The organism is Shewanella bicestrii, assembly GCF_002216875.1.
GTDB lineage: Bacteria > Pseudomonadota > Gammaproteobacteria > Enterobacterales > Shewanellaceae > Shewanella > Shewanella seohaensis.
Genome location: NZ_CP022358.1, coordinates 494,601 through 508,796, shown reverse-complemented (window position 1 = coordinate 508,796; position 14,196 = coordinate 494,601). Strand labels below are relative to the sequence as shown.

The following is a 14,196-nucleotide window of genomic DNA, read 5'->3' as shown; positions in this document are numbered from 1 at the left end:
AAGTGTTAACTCGATCACTATCATTTTTTCGTCCTCTCCGACCGAAATCCCTAGCTGCGACACAACAAGCTAATTTAGCAATAAAAACAAGTCTTTGTTTTTGAAAATGTAAATTCACACCCAATTCAATCCATCGCCAGTCAATTAGATTTTTATCAATGAAATTTTTATCAATTAGATTTTTTTAATGAAAGTGATACACCTCAAATAAACATCCCATCAGCTTTGATAAATTTATTCACAAGGTGGAAGCAATAGCCACATTCCACCAACAAAGTCATGTGAATGGCAATTAAGAAAGGATGAGATGATGAAAACTTCAACTAAGATCGCAATCGCCGTCGCGCTAATCAGCAGTCTGGGACTTCAAGCCTACGCCGCCGATGGGGGCAATCCCAAAAAGGGAAAACACCTCTATAAAAAAGAATGTAAAGCCTGCCATAGCCAAGGTGGTGAAGGTGGCGAGCTGACCCCAATGAGCAAAACCATGAGCCAATGGGATCGCTTCTTCGACAAAGATAAACACAAACTCAAACCTGAGGTATTCAACGGCCTCACCGAGCAAGATCTCAAAGATATACAGCAATTCCTGTATGACCATGCCGCCGACTCGGAGCAACCGCAAACCTGCGGTTAATCGCTGCCGAGCCTAAATCAAAGGGATAACCACAGGCCTGCAACTGTAAGTTAACCCATTGAAATAAAACCAAGCCCAATAAGAGAAAATGGGGAGCACACCTCAGGGCCTCCTGTTGGGTAAATTTGGCACGGGCCTTGAGCCAGTGCCAGCGGAACACTCAGGGAGAAACCCTATGCGTACACCTACACTCATTTCGATATTGGTTGCGAATGCGCTGTTTATGTCCGGCCAAGCCTTTGCCGCCGCCAACGAAACGCCAGCGGACACCCAAAAAATGGCCGAGCTGAAGCAACAGCTGGCCGATATCACCGAACAGCTCGATGAACTCAATAGCCGCGTCGATAAAACCGAGCGCCACACTTCGTTAGACCGTCTTGAAATCACCGGTGACTTTAGAACCAAAGCCCACTCACTACATTACCGCGATGTCGTTTGGAACCCCGCCATTAAGGTCAACTTTAATGACTTTGGCGCCAAGGCTATGTCCGGCGCCTTTGGGATGCCAAACGATCCTAACTCGCCACTCGGACAGATGATGCAAGCCAATCCTGATCTGGCCGCCGCCTTTCAAAATGGCATGTTACAGGGCGTGATGCCCTATGTACTCGCGCAGCAACATATCCAAGATATTGATAACGACATCTTTTACACCACTCGCCTGCGGTTAAATCTTAAGGCCAAGGTATGGGATAACGTCAGTTTTGCCGGTCGTCTGAGTATGTATAAAAACTGGGGCGACTCCACAGGCGTACAAGTGTTCGACTCCTGGCGCTCATTCACTATGGATGGCACCAGCAGCGGCAATACCAGTGGTGACTGGTTAAGGGTAGAGCGCGCCTATTTCGACTGGAAAAAAATTAATGGCTCCGAGTTTTACCTCTCGATTGGTCGCCGTCCATCCACCTATGGCCCACCAAGCCACTACCGTGAAAACGAACTGCGTGGCGGTACGCCCTCAGGCCATTTAGTCAACTTTAACTTCGACGGCGCCACCTTAGGCTACAACCTAGGGGAAATCACTGGCGTTGAGGGGCAAGTGGTTCGCTTCTGTTATGGCCAAGGCTTTGAATCCCAATGGGGCAATGGCGAAATGTTCGGCGATATCGTCACCAAGGATACCCACCTCGGCGGCTTTAATATCGATGCCATCAACGACGGCACTAACTTCCTGCAATTCACCCTGTTTGGTGCCAAAGACATCAACGACGGCTTTAAAGGCACTATGGCCTTCCCGACCCAACTGGCAGGAATTTTCGCTCCGACCATGTACCAAGATATGCAAAAGTTCGACAACTTTAACTTTGTTACCCGAGTGCAACCTAGTGGCGTCATTGGTGATATGTACCTTGGCGGCATTGGCTTTGCGCGGGAAGAAGCTAACGATATCAAATGGTTTGCCTCACTAGGCTGGACGCGCGCAGAGCCTAATGGTAATGCCGGCATGTTCGGCGGCATGTTATCCGATGCGGTGTTTGAAGCAGAGCTCAACAGCACAGGCACCGAAATCATCATGGTGCCGAAAACCAGCGACGATACCGATAACAAAGATGGTTATGGCATCTATGTGGGTATTCAAATCCCTGCGCCCTACGGCAAGTTTGGCTTGGAATATAACTACGGTTCTAAGTATTGGACGCCTTTCACCCAAGCCCAAGACGACCCTATCGGTAGCAAGTTAGCCACCCGTGGCCATGTCGGCGAAGCCTATTACATCTTTGATATCAATCCCAAAATGTTTATCAAGCTGGCTGGACTCTACTACGACTACGAATACACGGGTAGCGGCACGCCTGTGGGCGCACCACAAAAAATCGATGAGGTTTTAGCGGGCTCAGCCTACTCGATGCTGCCTGCGGTCGATAAGGCCTTCGATGTGAATGCCTCGCTGACCATTAACTTCTAATCACATGCCATTCAGCCCTCGGTATTGCCGAGGGCAGGAGTACAGAATGAAAAAACTCATTGTTATTGCCTTAGCGGGTATGGCGTTGCAAGCGCAGGCCGCCAATCCCCATAAAGATGTTCTCAAAGGCCCCTTCGCCACAGGTTCAGAGGTGACGACTCAGTGCCTAACCTGCCACGAAGAACAAGCCACAGACATGATGAAAACCTCCCACTGGACATGGGAGTTAGAACAAAAGCTACCCGATAGAACCGTATTACGCGGCAAGAAAAACAGTATTAATAACTTCTGTGTGTCGATTTCCAGCAACGAACCTCGCTGCACTAGCTGCCACGCAGGTTATGGCTGGAAGGACAGTAACTTTGATTTTAAAGACAAAACCAAAGTGGACTGCCTTGTCTGCCACGACACCACAGGCACCTATGTGAAAGACCCCGCTGGCGCAGGCGAACCCATGGCGAAACTCGATCTGGCGAAGATCGCCCAAAACGTCGGTGAACCCGTGCGCGATAACTGCGGTAGCTGCCACTTCTATGGTGGCGGTGGTGATGCAGTTAAACACGGCGACCTCGACTCCTCTATGGCCTATCCCGATAAAGCCACCGATGTGCACATGGACAGCGACGGCAATAACTTCCAATGCCAAAACTGTCATACCACTGAAAAACATCAAATTTCGGGTAATGCTATGGGGGTCTCCCCAGGCGGTATCGACCATATAGGTTGTGAAAACTGCCACGAGAGCGCGCCGCACAGCAACAAAAAGCTCAATACCCATACCGCAACCGTGGCCTGCCAAACCTGCCATATTCCATTCTTCGCGAAAAATGAGCCCACCAAGATGCACTGGGATTGGTCAACAGCGGGAGATGATAAACCTGAGACCGTTGATCAATATGGCAAACACACCTATCAGAAGAAGAAGGGTGACTTTGTGTGGGAGAAAATGGTCAAGCCCCAGTACGCTTGGTACAACGGCACAGCTAACGCTTATATGGCGGGGGACAAGATGGACCCGAATGTCGTCACTAAACTGACCTACCCTATGGGCGATATTAACGATGCTAAAGCCAAGATTTATCCCTTTAAAGTACATACAGGTAAGCAGATTTACGACAAGAAACTCAATATCTTTATCACCCCAAAAACCTATGGCAAGGGCGGATACTGGAGCGAGTTTGATTGGAATTTAGCGGCGAAACTGGGTATGGAAGCAAACACCACCATGACTGAAAAAGGCATCAAATACAGTGGTGAATATGGCTTTGCCGCCACTGAAATGTGGTGGCGTATCAACCACATGGTATCACCGAAGGAACAAGCGCTTAACTGTAATGACTGCCACAACAAAGGCACTCGCCTCGATTGGCAAGCCTTGGGCTATCAAGGCGATCCAATGAAAAACAAGCAAGGCCCTAAACATAAACAACCATAAGCCGTTTCACTCGCTATCGCCTGACCTAATCTAATGGCATAGCGAGTATCGCTCCCCTGCAAACCTTTGAGAGCTTAGTACCCGCTGGCTAAGCTCTCTTTTTTATCGTGCTATACCAGCCAACAAAGACAAATCGCCGCAGTTAAAAAATAACACTGTCCCAGTTTGTCTCAATCTATAGGTGTGAAAAGGAGTTTGGCTCTGTTTATAAGTCAAATTAACTGATTTTTATGGCATTTATTTTGCCTAAACAGGCAATGTTCAATTGTGGCAACCTCTATGACCGCGGGCAAAACCCCAACACAGCATTCGACTCAACCGCTTAACCGTTTACTCGGTGAAACCAGCGGTGCCTTCGCCGACCTAGGCACTTTTTTACCCTTAGTCTTGGGCTTAATCGCCCTAAACCAATTTTCGCCCCAAGGGATATTTTTAGGCTTTGGCCTATTCGCAATCTTAAGCGCCTTATTTTATCGCCGCCCTATTCCCGTCCAACCCATGAAGGTCATCGCCGCCCTCGTAATCGCCCAAGGCTTAACGCCAGGGATGCTCCAAGCCAGTGCCATGCTGATGGGTATCATATTGTTAATCTTGGCCTTTAGCGGCGCCATTACTTGGCTTGCCAAACAATTATCCCAAGCCGTGAGTGTCGGCATCCAACTAGCGATTGGCCTGCAGTTGATGTGGATGGGCACTAAGATGATGAGCGACTTTTGGCTGCTCGGACTCGGCGCGTTTGCCTTACTATTTGTGAGTAAATTCTTACCCTTACGCTACCTTGCCATGCCACTCGTTATCGCTGCTGGCATGTTATGGCAAGCCAATAGTCAAACCGACATCGCTACCAGCCTGAATATTCCCGCCTTGAGTACATCCTTACACTTAGCTTGGCCTAGCCTTAACGAGTGGAGTTCAGCAGCGATTTTACTGGTGCTGCCACAGCTCGCCCTCACCTTAACCAATGCGGTCATTGCAACTTCAGCCATGGCGCAGGAAAAATTCCCCGAAGATGCCGCCAAACTCACACCCAAAAATTTGGCCATTAGCTCTGGGCTTGCCAATTTGTTACTCGCGCCTTTTGGTGCGGCAGCCATGTGCCATGGTGCAGGAGGCCTTGCGGTGCAATACCACTTTGGCGCACGCACTCACCTCGCGCCATTAATCTTCGGCGGTACTTGTGTGGTTATCGCTCTATTCTGGGATGGGCAAATTGCGTGGTTGCTCGGGCTTATCCCTGTGGCGATTCTCGGCAGTTTGCTGTCCATCGGCGGTTTGCAACTGGCGTGGTCAAAGCGCCTTATCGATGGTAAGCCCTTCTGTATCTTTGTGATCCTCGCAACCGCAGTCACTTGCTTGGCTGTCAACGCCGCCGCTGGGCTGGCTGTTGGTATTCTTCTCGAGCAAGGGCGCCGCACTTGGGTCATGCTCGCCATGCGTTAAGCACCAATATCTCCAAGAAAGTAAAAAACACAGCACCTCCCTGTGCTGTGTTTTTATCTCTTAAAATGTTCTTGCAGGATTGGTGGGCGTATCCTTTTGTGCCAGCGCCCATTTCGCTTATGCCTAATACCACACAAAACGATAACCAAATTAACAGAAAATCCTGTCATGGCGTATTTGGGCTAAGCCTATCCTTTAGGCAATACCACGGTTACCACACAGCCTTGCTGCCAGGGTAATTGGACATGTGCCGATTGCTTGCAGTTTTCAATCTCAATACTGCCATGGTGGCGGCTGACGACATCCTTACAAATGGCTAAACCTAAACCGAGTCCCGCATCCTTGGTGGAGGCAAATGAGGCCATTAGCTCACTGGCTTGGCGTTGCAATCCCTCACCGTTATCAATCACTAATACTTTAATTTCAGTGGGTTGATAGTGGATCTCAATCTTTAACTGGCGCGTTCGGTGATCTTCACAGGCTTCTAGCGCATCTAAACTATTTTTGACTAGGTTGACCCACATTTGACTGAGGCCCACGCTATCCCCCAAGACTTCAAAGGGATGACCTTCAACCAGCACTATGACTTGCACACCTGCGCGGTCTAACTCGCGCCGCAGCAAGGCCAAGGCTTCTTTGACGACTAGGGTCACATTGAGCGGTTCGGCCTTAGACTGGCGACGTTTGAGTAAACCGCGAATACGGTGCACAACCGCCCCGGCCCGTATCGATTGCGCGTTGATTTTCCCTAAAATATCATAGAGTTCAGGATTATCCTGCCCCAGCCTTTCTAGCTGTAGCATGGCGCCTTCACTGTATTGGGTTATGGCGGCTATGGGTTGATTTAATTCATGGGCAAGCCCCGCGCCAATCTCCCCGAGAATCGCCGCACTCTGCAACCGCTCTAGCTGCAAGGCTTTATCCTTTAACTGCCGCTCGGTGCTGACCAAAAACTCACTCTTTTGGCGAAACTTATACTCAAGCCACAGGTGATAAATGGTCGATACGATAAAGATCAGCAGCAATACCCCGCCCCATTCTTTATTTTTCTCCATCCATTTATAGACGGTTTGATACAGGGGCGGCGCTGCGCCTTGCAGCTGTAATTCTTTAAATAATTCAATCACCTTGAGCTGACTCACCGGCGCTGTCCAACCTAAGGTATCGGCGGTAATCGCCGCCACATGGTCGGCGGGCAAGTCAAACAGGGCGCGAGTAATTTGCATGATAATACGCGGCGATACTGTATCCGCGGCCGCAAACGACCAATTAGGATAAAGCTGGGTGCTCACCTCGCAGTCATAACCGGGGGGATTGGTTGGATGAATAACCCGATAATCGGCCTGATTGATAAGTCCGGTTTCAATCATTTCCTCTAAGGTGCAAAAAGGCGCAATCGCGGCATCGGCATTACCATCACGCACTTGATAGATTAGCGGCTCGAGGGGAAAGCCTAAGAATCGCACATCACCGAAAAACTGCTCCGGCAAATAGCCCATTTTATGCAGCAGTCCCATCGCCGCTTGATAGCCACCGAGCGCCTGCGGATCGCTGGCGACCACATTCTTGCCCCGTAAATCCTGCAAACTGCGGATTGGACTATCGGCACGCACAATAATGGTCGCGCCTATGGTAAAAGTGCTGCCCTGATGTTTACGGCTCTTCATGGTCGCCAGCCACGAGAGCGGGAAGTTATTACTCAAGTGCAGATACTGGCCGGGGTTGGTCACAATAAATTGCAAGTCGTGGCTAAGTAACTGGCTACGCATGCCATTAAAATCCACGGGCACCACTTCAAAACGGCTATTGGGGACTTTTTCGCTCAGGTAATCCATCATTGGCTGCCAGCGTTGTTTCGCCTGCAACACACCATGATTGGCCAGCACACCCACCTTAAATTCATTGACGGGCACATTTTCATCGGCATAGCACAGGGTAAGCCCTGTCAGACTCAAGATAACACTCACGAGTATTGCTCGACACCACAACCCCATTGCGCTCGCCTTTTCCACTACTCCCTTGTTATCGGTTCACTTTATCTTCACCGCTTCAATTAAGCTGTGAATTGCCCCAAACTCTGGCGCATGGCCGATAGGATTCGGCTAATTTAGTGATACACCTCCCAAGACCTCGGCTTAAAATTGAGCCAGTTGCACCGCAGGCTTAAGCTGATAACACCAAAACCATTGCAAGGAAAACCATGTCCACCAAGCTACCGTTGTACTTAGTCGATGATGATGAGGCAATTCTCGATTCTCTGGGATTTATGCTCGGGCAATTTGGCTATCAAGTACAAACCTTTAGCAGTGGACGGGATTTTTTAGCCCAATGCCCATTAACGCAGGCGGGCTGCGTGATTTTAGATAGCAGAATGCCGGAGATCACCGGCCAAGAAGTCCAGCAAAAATTGCTTGAAACCCAAAGCCCGCTAGGGGTGATATTTCTCACGGGCCACGGCGATTTACCTATGGCATTAAGCGCCTTCCGTAAGGGCGCTTGTGACTTTTTTCAAAAGCCTGTATCCGGAAAAGCTTTGGTTCAAGCGATTGAAAAAGCGCATAAAGAAAGCCAAGCCAGTTTTGAGCAACAGCATCTGCAGCAAAAATTTGCCCAACTGACCGAGCGCGAACAACAAGTATTAGCCCATGTGGTTCAAGGCATGACCAATAAACAGATCTCCGAAGCCATGTATTTATCCTTAAGAACCATCGAAGTCCATCGTGCTAAGATCATGAAAAAGCTCGAGGTCAGCAATATGGCCGAATTAGTCCAGCATTTAGCTCACCTCAATGCCCTACTGCCTTAATACCCTAGTGCCTTAGTGCCTTAGTGCCCTATAGTCTTAGCCACAAGGTCTCTGCTAACCCTACTCAGATATCCTGACTTGAACACTTTCCCTTGCTTGCCCTAGCAAATGTTACCCTGCGACAAGCTGTCGCAGTTTGTCAGTTTAGCTTTGTCGCTTAAGCAATAAACTGCCACACTCGGCTCAGGTTCTCTCCTTTATGTCCCGTAGGCATTAAAGATCCACTGCTTAGAACCTTCCCCCGAGAACGGCCAGTGTTCTCGGGGCTTTTTTATCACTCCGGTTTTGTCCACAAGGCTCGCCCCTCAGCCGCCAACAAAGTAAATTCATTTATAGACCCAGAACAAACTCGTTATCGCGTACAAGCTAAAATCTGACCAACTTTATCCATCCCAAACCTTTTTAGCTCAAATTGTGAACAGCACACCAAATTTAGAGCAATTGCTCGAGTTAGGTTTTATTTCCTGCTAAATCTAACCCCAGACAATATCAGCAATGGCTAACATGCGTATTGTTCGACGCCGACTAGACTTTAGTCAATTCAATCCACGAGGTCAGACAAAGTGAAACTATTACTCAGTTTATTCACTGGACTCATGTTAGCAGGATGCTCATCAACTAACTCAACCCAAAATATGCCCAATGGCATATTCACCCTCACACCTCAACAGGCAGATAGCGTTATCGTCACTTCTATCAAACAGCAGTGGCCAGATAAACAACTCAAACCGCTACCAGATAAACGTATTGGCTATATCTTCAGCGTATGGTGGGCCATCGACCATGACCACATTAGCGTAGAAGCCATCCTTGAAGGGAAAGAAAGATATTCCTTCAGTGTGACTAACTCAGGCACAGCTCCTTTATCCGGAAACAGTGCTCGGGAAGATTTACTGCCATTGCTCATTGAAAATGCCACTAAAGCACAGAGCAACAACCAATAATTAATCTCAACTAGGTAGAGGTTCGACTATGAACAAATCAACACTCGCTTTATTGTCTGTTGTTGCCTTAGGGCATGTATTGCTGACTGGATGTGTATCACAACGGGATACCATGATCAGCCAAGGTTACCCACAGGCCTATGCCGAAGGATTCGACGATGGTTGTCACAGCGGTAACAACGCAGGTGGTAGCTTATTCGATCAATTCAAGAAAGACGTCAGACGTTTTGAAACCGATAAAGAATATGCTCAAGGCTGGTCCGATGCATATAAGCAATGTGAGTCACAGCAGCTTGCCATACAAAGGCAAACTCAACTCAGCATTGAACAGCAACAACTCAATCAACAGAAGAAACTCAACGATCAAAAACAGAAAGAACAGCTAGAGAAAAATGCCTTAAAAGGAGTTAACACTAAGGGACTCGAAAGCATAAAGTAAACCCAAGACGCCCTTAATTTCACCCCGAAGGGCGCTGTTATCTCTAAGTATTTCGGTTGTCTTCACCCTCGCAATCAGTGTAATAACAATGTTATCAAAACATTTGATATCAATAGCTTAATGATCATCTATCAAAGATACGTTAGAATATCGCCATCTTAGCAACAGGTGAGCAGTATGAGCCGTCTACACACATCTAAAGGATTTACCCTAATTGAACTAGTGGTGGTGATTATCATCTTAGGCATTCTTGCCGTGGTCGCTGCGCCTCGTTTTATGAATCTCAGCCAAGATGCCCACGATGCGAGGGCAAAAGCCGCCTTCGCCGCCTTTACCTCTGGCGTAAAGCTGTATCACAGTTGTTGGCTGACGGGCGGACACTCGGGCTACACCCAAAATCTTGCTTGCTATGGTGACGGCACAATCGACTCCACCACTACCGGCTTTCCACTCGGTGAAGACACGGCCCAAAGCAGCAACCAAGGCACGCAATTACAAGGCGCTTACTGCGGCGAACTGTGGCAATCCTTACTCGATAATCAGGACTTTGTACTCACCTCACACACGAATTGGGAAAATCAACAGGCGTCCGATATCGACATAGTCTATTGGTACGCTGGCGGCGCAATAAGTGATCCTGACACTTATTGTTACTTTAACTATGTGTCGGATGATCGCCGCCTTGGCAGCGAGAATTGGGAACTAAAATACTATCCCCTCGATGGCCGTACGGTTGTCGGCCGCTCTACCTTATCGCAGTAATATCCTACATCAGCCACAGGGCATAAAATCCCTAACGCCCTGTGGCTTTTTCCGCTTTCACTTGAAATCTGACCATCCATCCCCATATCTATTCCATCATCCACCGCAGGATTTTCATTGCGGGCAAGAGAAGAGGATTCAAAAGTGACCACTATCGTATCAGTACGCCGTAATAACCAAGTTGTCATCGCCGGCGATGGCCAAGTCTCCCTAGGCAATACCGTCATGAAAGGTAACGCCAAGAAAGTGCGTCGCTTATATCACAACAAAGTGTTGGCAGGTTTTGCTGGCGGCACCGCCGACGCTTTTACCCTATTTGAGCGTTTCGAGTCCAAGCTCGAGATGCACCAAGGCCATCTATTACGATCGGCCGTTGAACTGGCCAAAGATTGGCGTACCGACCGCATGCTGCGCAAACTTGAGGCCATGCTTGTGGTCGCCGATGCCGAAGCGTCACTGATCATCACAGGTAATGGTGACGTAGTGCAGCCAGAACATGATTTAGTCGCCATTGGCTCGGGCGGTAACTATGCCCAAGCGGCGGCGTTAGCCCTGCTACAAAATACCGAATTATCGGCGCTGGAAATTGCAGAAAAGTCGTTGACTATTGCAGGCGATATCTGCGTATTCACCAATCAATTCAAGACAATTGAAGAACTTAACTACTAACAGCCCGTGAGGAATATTATGTCTGAAATGACCCCCCGTGAGATTGTCCACGAGCTGGATGCCCATATTATCGGCCAGAAAAAGGCCAAGCGTTCTGTCGCCGTCGCCCTGCGTAACCGCTGGCGCCGCATGCAATTGGATGCCGACTTCCGTCAAGAAGTCACCCCAAAAAACATTCTGATGATTGGCCCAACCGGCGTAGGTAAAACCGAAATCGCCCGCCGTTTGGCAAAGCTCGCCAACGCGCCGTTCATCAAGGTTGAAGCCACTAAGTTCACCGAAGTCGGTTACGTGGGTAAAGAAGTCGAGCAAATCATCCGTGATTTAACCGATATCGCCATCAAGCTGACCCGCGAGCAACAAATGGGCAAATGCCGCCAACGCGCCGAAGAACACGCTGAAGAGCGTATTCTCGATGCCCTGCTGCCTAAGCCGAAAAACGAGTGGGACAACACGGACAGCGATACCAGCTCCAATACCCGTCAAATCTTCCGCAAAAAGCTGCGCGAAGGCCAGTTAGACGACAAAGAAATCGAAATCGATGTGGCCCAGCCACAGGTGGGTATCGAAATCATGTCGCCGCCGGGCATGGAAGAAATGACCAACCAACTGCAAAGCCTGTTTAAAAACATGGGCCAAGCACCGGCCAAACGTCGCAAGATGAAGATCAAAGAAGCCTTTAAGCTGTTGATCGAAGAAGAAGCGGCCAAACTGGTTAATCAAGAAGATTTAAAAGAGCAAGCCATTGAATTGGTTGAGCAGCACGGCATAGTGTTCCTCGACGAAATCGACAAAATCTGTAAACGTGGTGAAACCTCAGGCCCAGACGTATCCCGTGAAGGCGTACAGCGCGACCTGTTACCTTTAGTCGAAGGCTGCACAGTCACCACTAAACACGGCATGGTGAAAACCGACCATATTCTGTTTATCGCTTCGGGCGCGTTCCAAATGGCAAAACCTTCGGATTTAATCCCAGAGCTACAGGGCCGTTTACCGATCCGCGTTGAGCTAGATGCGTTATCAGCCGATGATTTTAAACGTATTTTAACTGAGCCACACGCCTCACTGACCGAGCAATATATCGCGCTGATGGCCACCGAAGGCGTGACCATTGAGTTTGCCGAGTCGGGCATCGAGAGCATTGCTAAGGCGGCATGGCAAGTGAACGAGCGCACCGAAAACATTGGTGCCCGTCGTCTGCATACCGTAATGGAAAAACTGATGGAAGATATCTCCTATGATGCTTCCGACAAGTCTGGCAGCTCATTTGTGATTGACGCCGATTATGTGAGTGCTCACTTAGATAATCTGGTTCAAGACGAAGACCTAAGCCGCTTTATTCTGTAACTAGGGCTGTTATCCAAGCCTGCAATGTTCGTTCCGAACATTGAGTGCAAAATTGTGACTGTGGCTAAGGCTTACACTTTGTAACCTTAGCCACAAATTGTTATGTTACAGCTTGTCCATTCCCCGTATTTTCTTGGCACTACCTATGACCACTAGCACACCCAATGTCACCGATCTTAAGCTCAAGCGTAAATCGCGCATTTTAGAAATCAGCTTCGATAACGGCGAGCAGTATCAACTCACCTGTGAGATGTTACGCGTCTATTCTCCCTCCGCCGAAGTGCATGGTCACGGTAACCCTAAGCTGGTCACTCACAAGAAAAATGTGAATATCACCAGCATCGAACCCGTAGGTAACTACGCGGTAAAAATTGTCTTCGACGATGGCCACGATACCGGGCTGTTTTCCTGGCAGGTACTTTACGATCTCGCCACTCACCAAGTGGAATTATGGGAAAAGTACTTAGCACGCCTACGAGCCGAAAAGGCTTCCCGCGACCCCCTGATCGCGATGAATATAAAGTACAACTAATCGAATTAAAGTCGTGGGGCTTCACCCCACACCCGACCAAGGAGGACTGCTCGTCCTATCCTCCTTGGATGCTCCAAGACGCCCCAACGAAGTTGAAAGCCCCTTGGGCATTAAGCGTTCTAATGCTATCGCGTCAGACGCTCGTCCCTGATTCGACTGACGCTATCTCGGCATCCATGCCTCGCTCACGCAACGAACGCAAATGCCCTGCGGCAACTCCGAGGGGATGTGTATTCTGTAACTTCGGCGTAAGCAGTTAACACCAATAGCCATCAACATTGTAAAATTTAACAATGAGTGCCTCGATAAATGCCATGGTTAGTTTGTGAATCTGTTACTTCTCTTGCTGACCTGAGTATCTAAGGAAAGATAATGTCGGAAAAAGTCCCCTGCACAGCTTGCCAAACCTTAATCATGTCCAGCACCGCCGAGCGAAACGCAGGCTTATGTATGCCCTGTAAAAATGGCAATCGTGAAAATATCGAACAGGCAAAAGCCTATTATCAAAAGGAGCGGGAATTAGATAAAACCTGCCCTTTTAGAGCGCTGTGGCGAGATATTGTGGTGCGGGTGCACGACGATAAACAGGGCTTTCACACGCAAAGTGAAGCGGCGCAGCACTATTACGCCGTCAATTGTCTCTCTGGCGAAGTCTACAACGGCGGCTTTATCCAGTACTTCGATAACTCATCGGGCGAGCATTATGCTGTTGCCGAGCGCGGCCTTGAGCAAATTGGCGCTTTGCACTCGTTAGCCCTATTACAACAGGCTAAACAGGCGGTATTTGGTGACCATCCTGTCCCTACTGACAGAGGCCAACGCCTCGCCGCAACCGATAATCCAGTCGCCGAAGCCCGACTCAATCAACTCGATGATGAGTTTTATAAAGATTTGGATAATCTTGATATCAAGCTAGAGAGCTATGCAATACAAACTGGATTGGTTAGCGCAATCGAATAATTGCGGGTTTATTTTGAATACGTTACGCAAGTAATTAAGCAATACGTTTCAATAATCTTTTTAAGTTTAAAGTCGTGGGGTTTCACCCCTGATTTTTAATAAAGAGTCGACCAAGGAGGACTGCTCGTCCTATCCTCCTTTTTATTGTTTTCACACGCAGCCAAAACGATCCTTGCGAAGTTACATGTATTCGTGAGTTGCTTAGCAGACGAAGCTGAACTCCAGAGATTTCAGTGTTGTTTACTAGCGTTAAAATAGAGTACTAACAATTCAAAATCTAAAAACAGATGTTGCGATAAAATCCAATACGACGAACGTG

General features: G+C 48.5%; 13 protein-coding genes. 12 read left to right on the top strand and 1 reads right to left on the bottom strand.

Translation table 11 applies throughout. From position 1 onward, the window contains the following. The first annotated feature begins 307 nt into the window (after positions 1 to 307). The 4 genes from CF168_RS02360 to CF168_RS02345 all read left to right on the top strand — a co-directional run bounded on the left by CF168_RS02360 (position 308) and on the right by CF168_RS02345 (position 5,418). The gene (locus CF168_RS02360; protein ID WP_011624971.1) at positions 308 to 637 is read left to right on the top strand and encodes a c-type cytochrome; all 330 of its coding nucleotides are present in this window, start codon (positions 308 to 310) and stop codon (positions 635 to 637) included. A gap of 175 nt (positions 638 to 812) precedes the next feature. Next, complete coding sequence (locus CF168_RS02355; protein WP_089066835.1) at positions 813 to 2,543, top strand: DUF3373 domain-containing protein; 1,731 nt, start codon at positions 813 to 815, stop codon at positions 2,541 to 2,543. Between the two features lie 46 nt (positions 2,544 to 2,589). Continuing rightward, positions 2,590 to 3,978: a tetrathionate reductase family octaheme c-type cytochrome gene (locus CF168_RS02350; protein ID WP_089066834.1), complete on the top strand. Its 1,389-nt coding sequence runs from the start codon at positions 2,590 to 2,592 to the stop codon at positions 3,976 to 3,978. Positions 3,979 to 4,257: 279 nt separating this feature from the next. Beyond that, positions 4,258 to 5,418, top strand: coding sequence for a putative sulfate/molybdate transporter (locus CF168_RS02345; protein ID WP_167373678.1), 1,161 nt, complete (start codon positions 4,258 to 4,260; stop codon positions 5,416 to 5,418). A gap of 188 nt (positions 5,419 to 5,606) precedes the next feature. On the opposite strand, the gene CF168_RS02340 is transcribed toward CF168_RS02345, so the two are convergent. Beyond that, complete coding sequence (locus CF168_RS02340) at positions 5,607 to 7,412, bottom strand: sensor histidine kinase (RefSeq protein ID WP_089066832.1); 1,806 nt, start codon at positions 7,410 to 7,412, stop codon at positions 5,607 to 5,609. Positions 7,413 to 7,618: 206 nt separating this feature from the next. On the opposite strand from CF168_RS02340, the gene CF168_RS02335 reads away from it, so the two are divergent. The 8 genes from CF168_RS02335 (at position 7,619) to CF168_RS02295 (ending at position 13,877) form a co-directional block, all read left to right on the top strand. Then, positions 7,619 to 8,224 (top strand): response regulator transcription factor, encoded by a 606-nt coding sequence (locus CF168_RS02335; RefSeq protein WP_011718460.1) that lies wholly within the window; start codon positions 7,619 to 7,621, stop codon positions 8,222 to 8,224. 563 nt (positions 8,225 to 8,787) lie between these two features. After that, positions 8,788 to 9,168, top strand: coding sequence for a hypothetical protein (locus tag CF168_RS02330; RefSeq protein WP_157705916.1), 381 nt, complete (start codon positions 8,788 to 8,790; stop codon positions 9,166 to 9,168). 28 nt (positions 9,169 to 9,196) lie between these two features. After that, positions 9,197 to 9,607, top strand: a complete 411-nt coding sequence (locus CF168_RS02325) for a hypothetical protein (protein ID WP_089066830.1) — start codon at positions 9,197 to 9,199, stop codon at positions 9,605 to 9,607. A 177-nt stretch (positions 9,608 to 9,784) separates the two neighbouring features. Then, on the top strand, positions 9,785 to 10,369 hold the full coding sequence (locus CF168_RS02320; RefSeq protein ID WP_089066829.1) for a type II secretion system protein: 585 nt from the start codon (positions 9,785 to 9,787) through the stop codon (positions 10,367 to 10,369). A 144-nt stretch (positions 10,370 to 10,513) separates the two neighbouring features. Continuing rightward, positions 10,514 to 11,038, top strand: coding sequence for an ATP-dependent protease subunit HslV (gene hslV / locus CF168_RS02315; RefSeq protein ID WP_011073856.1), 525 nt, complete (start codon positions 10,514 to 10,516; stop codon positions 11,036 to 11,038). Positions 11,039 to 11,056: 18 nt separating this feature from the next. Next, positions 11,057 to 12,385 carry an ATP-dependent protease ATPase subunit HslU gene (hslU, locus tag CF168_RS02310; protein WP_089066828.1) on the top strand — a complete coding sequence of 443 codons (1,329 nt, stop codon included), beginning with the start codon at positions 11,057 to 11,059 and terminating at the stop codon, positions 12,383 to 12,385. 145 nt (positions 12,386 to 12,530) lie between these two features. Then, on the top strand, positions 12,531 to 12,917 hold the full coding sequence (locus tag CF168_RS02305; RefSeq protein ID WP_089066827.1) for a gamma-butyrobetaine hydroxylase-like domain-containing protein: 387 nt from the start codon (positions 12,531 to 12,533) through the stop codon (positions 12,915 to 12,917). A gap of 372 nt (positions 12,918 to 13,289) precedes the next feature. Further along, positions 13,290 to 13,877 carry a DMP19 family protein gene (locus CF168_RS02295; protein ID WP_089066826.1) on the top strand — a complete coding sequence of 196 codons (588 nt, stop codon included), beginning with the start codon at positions 13,290 to 13,292 and terminating at the stop codon, positions 13,875 to 13,877. The last annotated feature ends 319 nt before the right edge of the window (positions 13,878 to 14,196 follow it).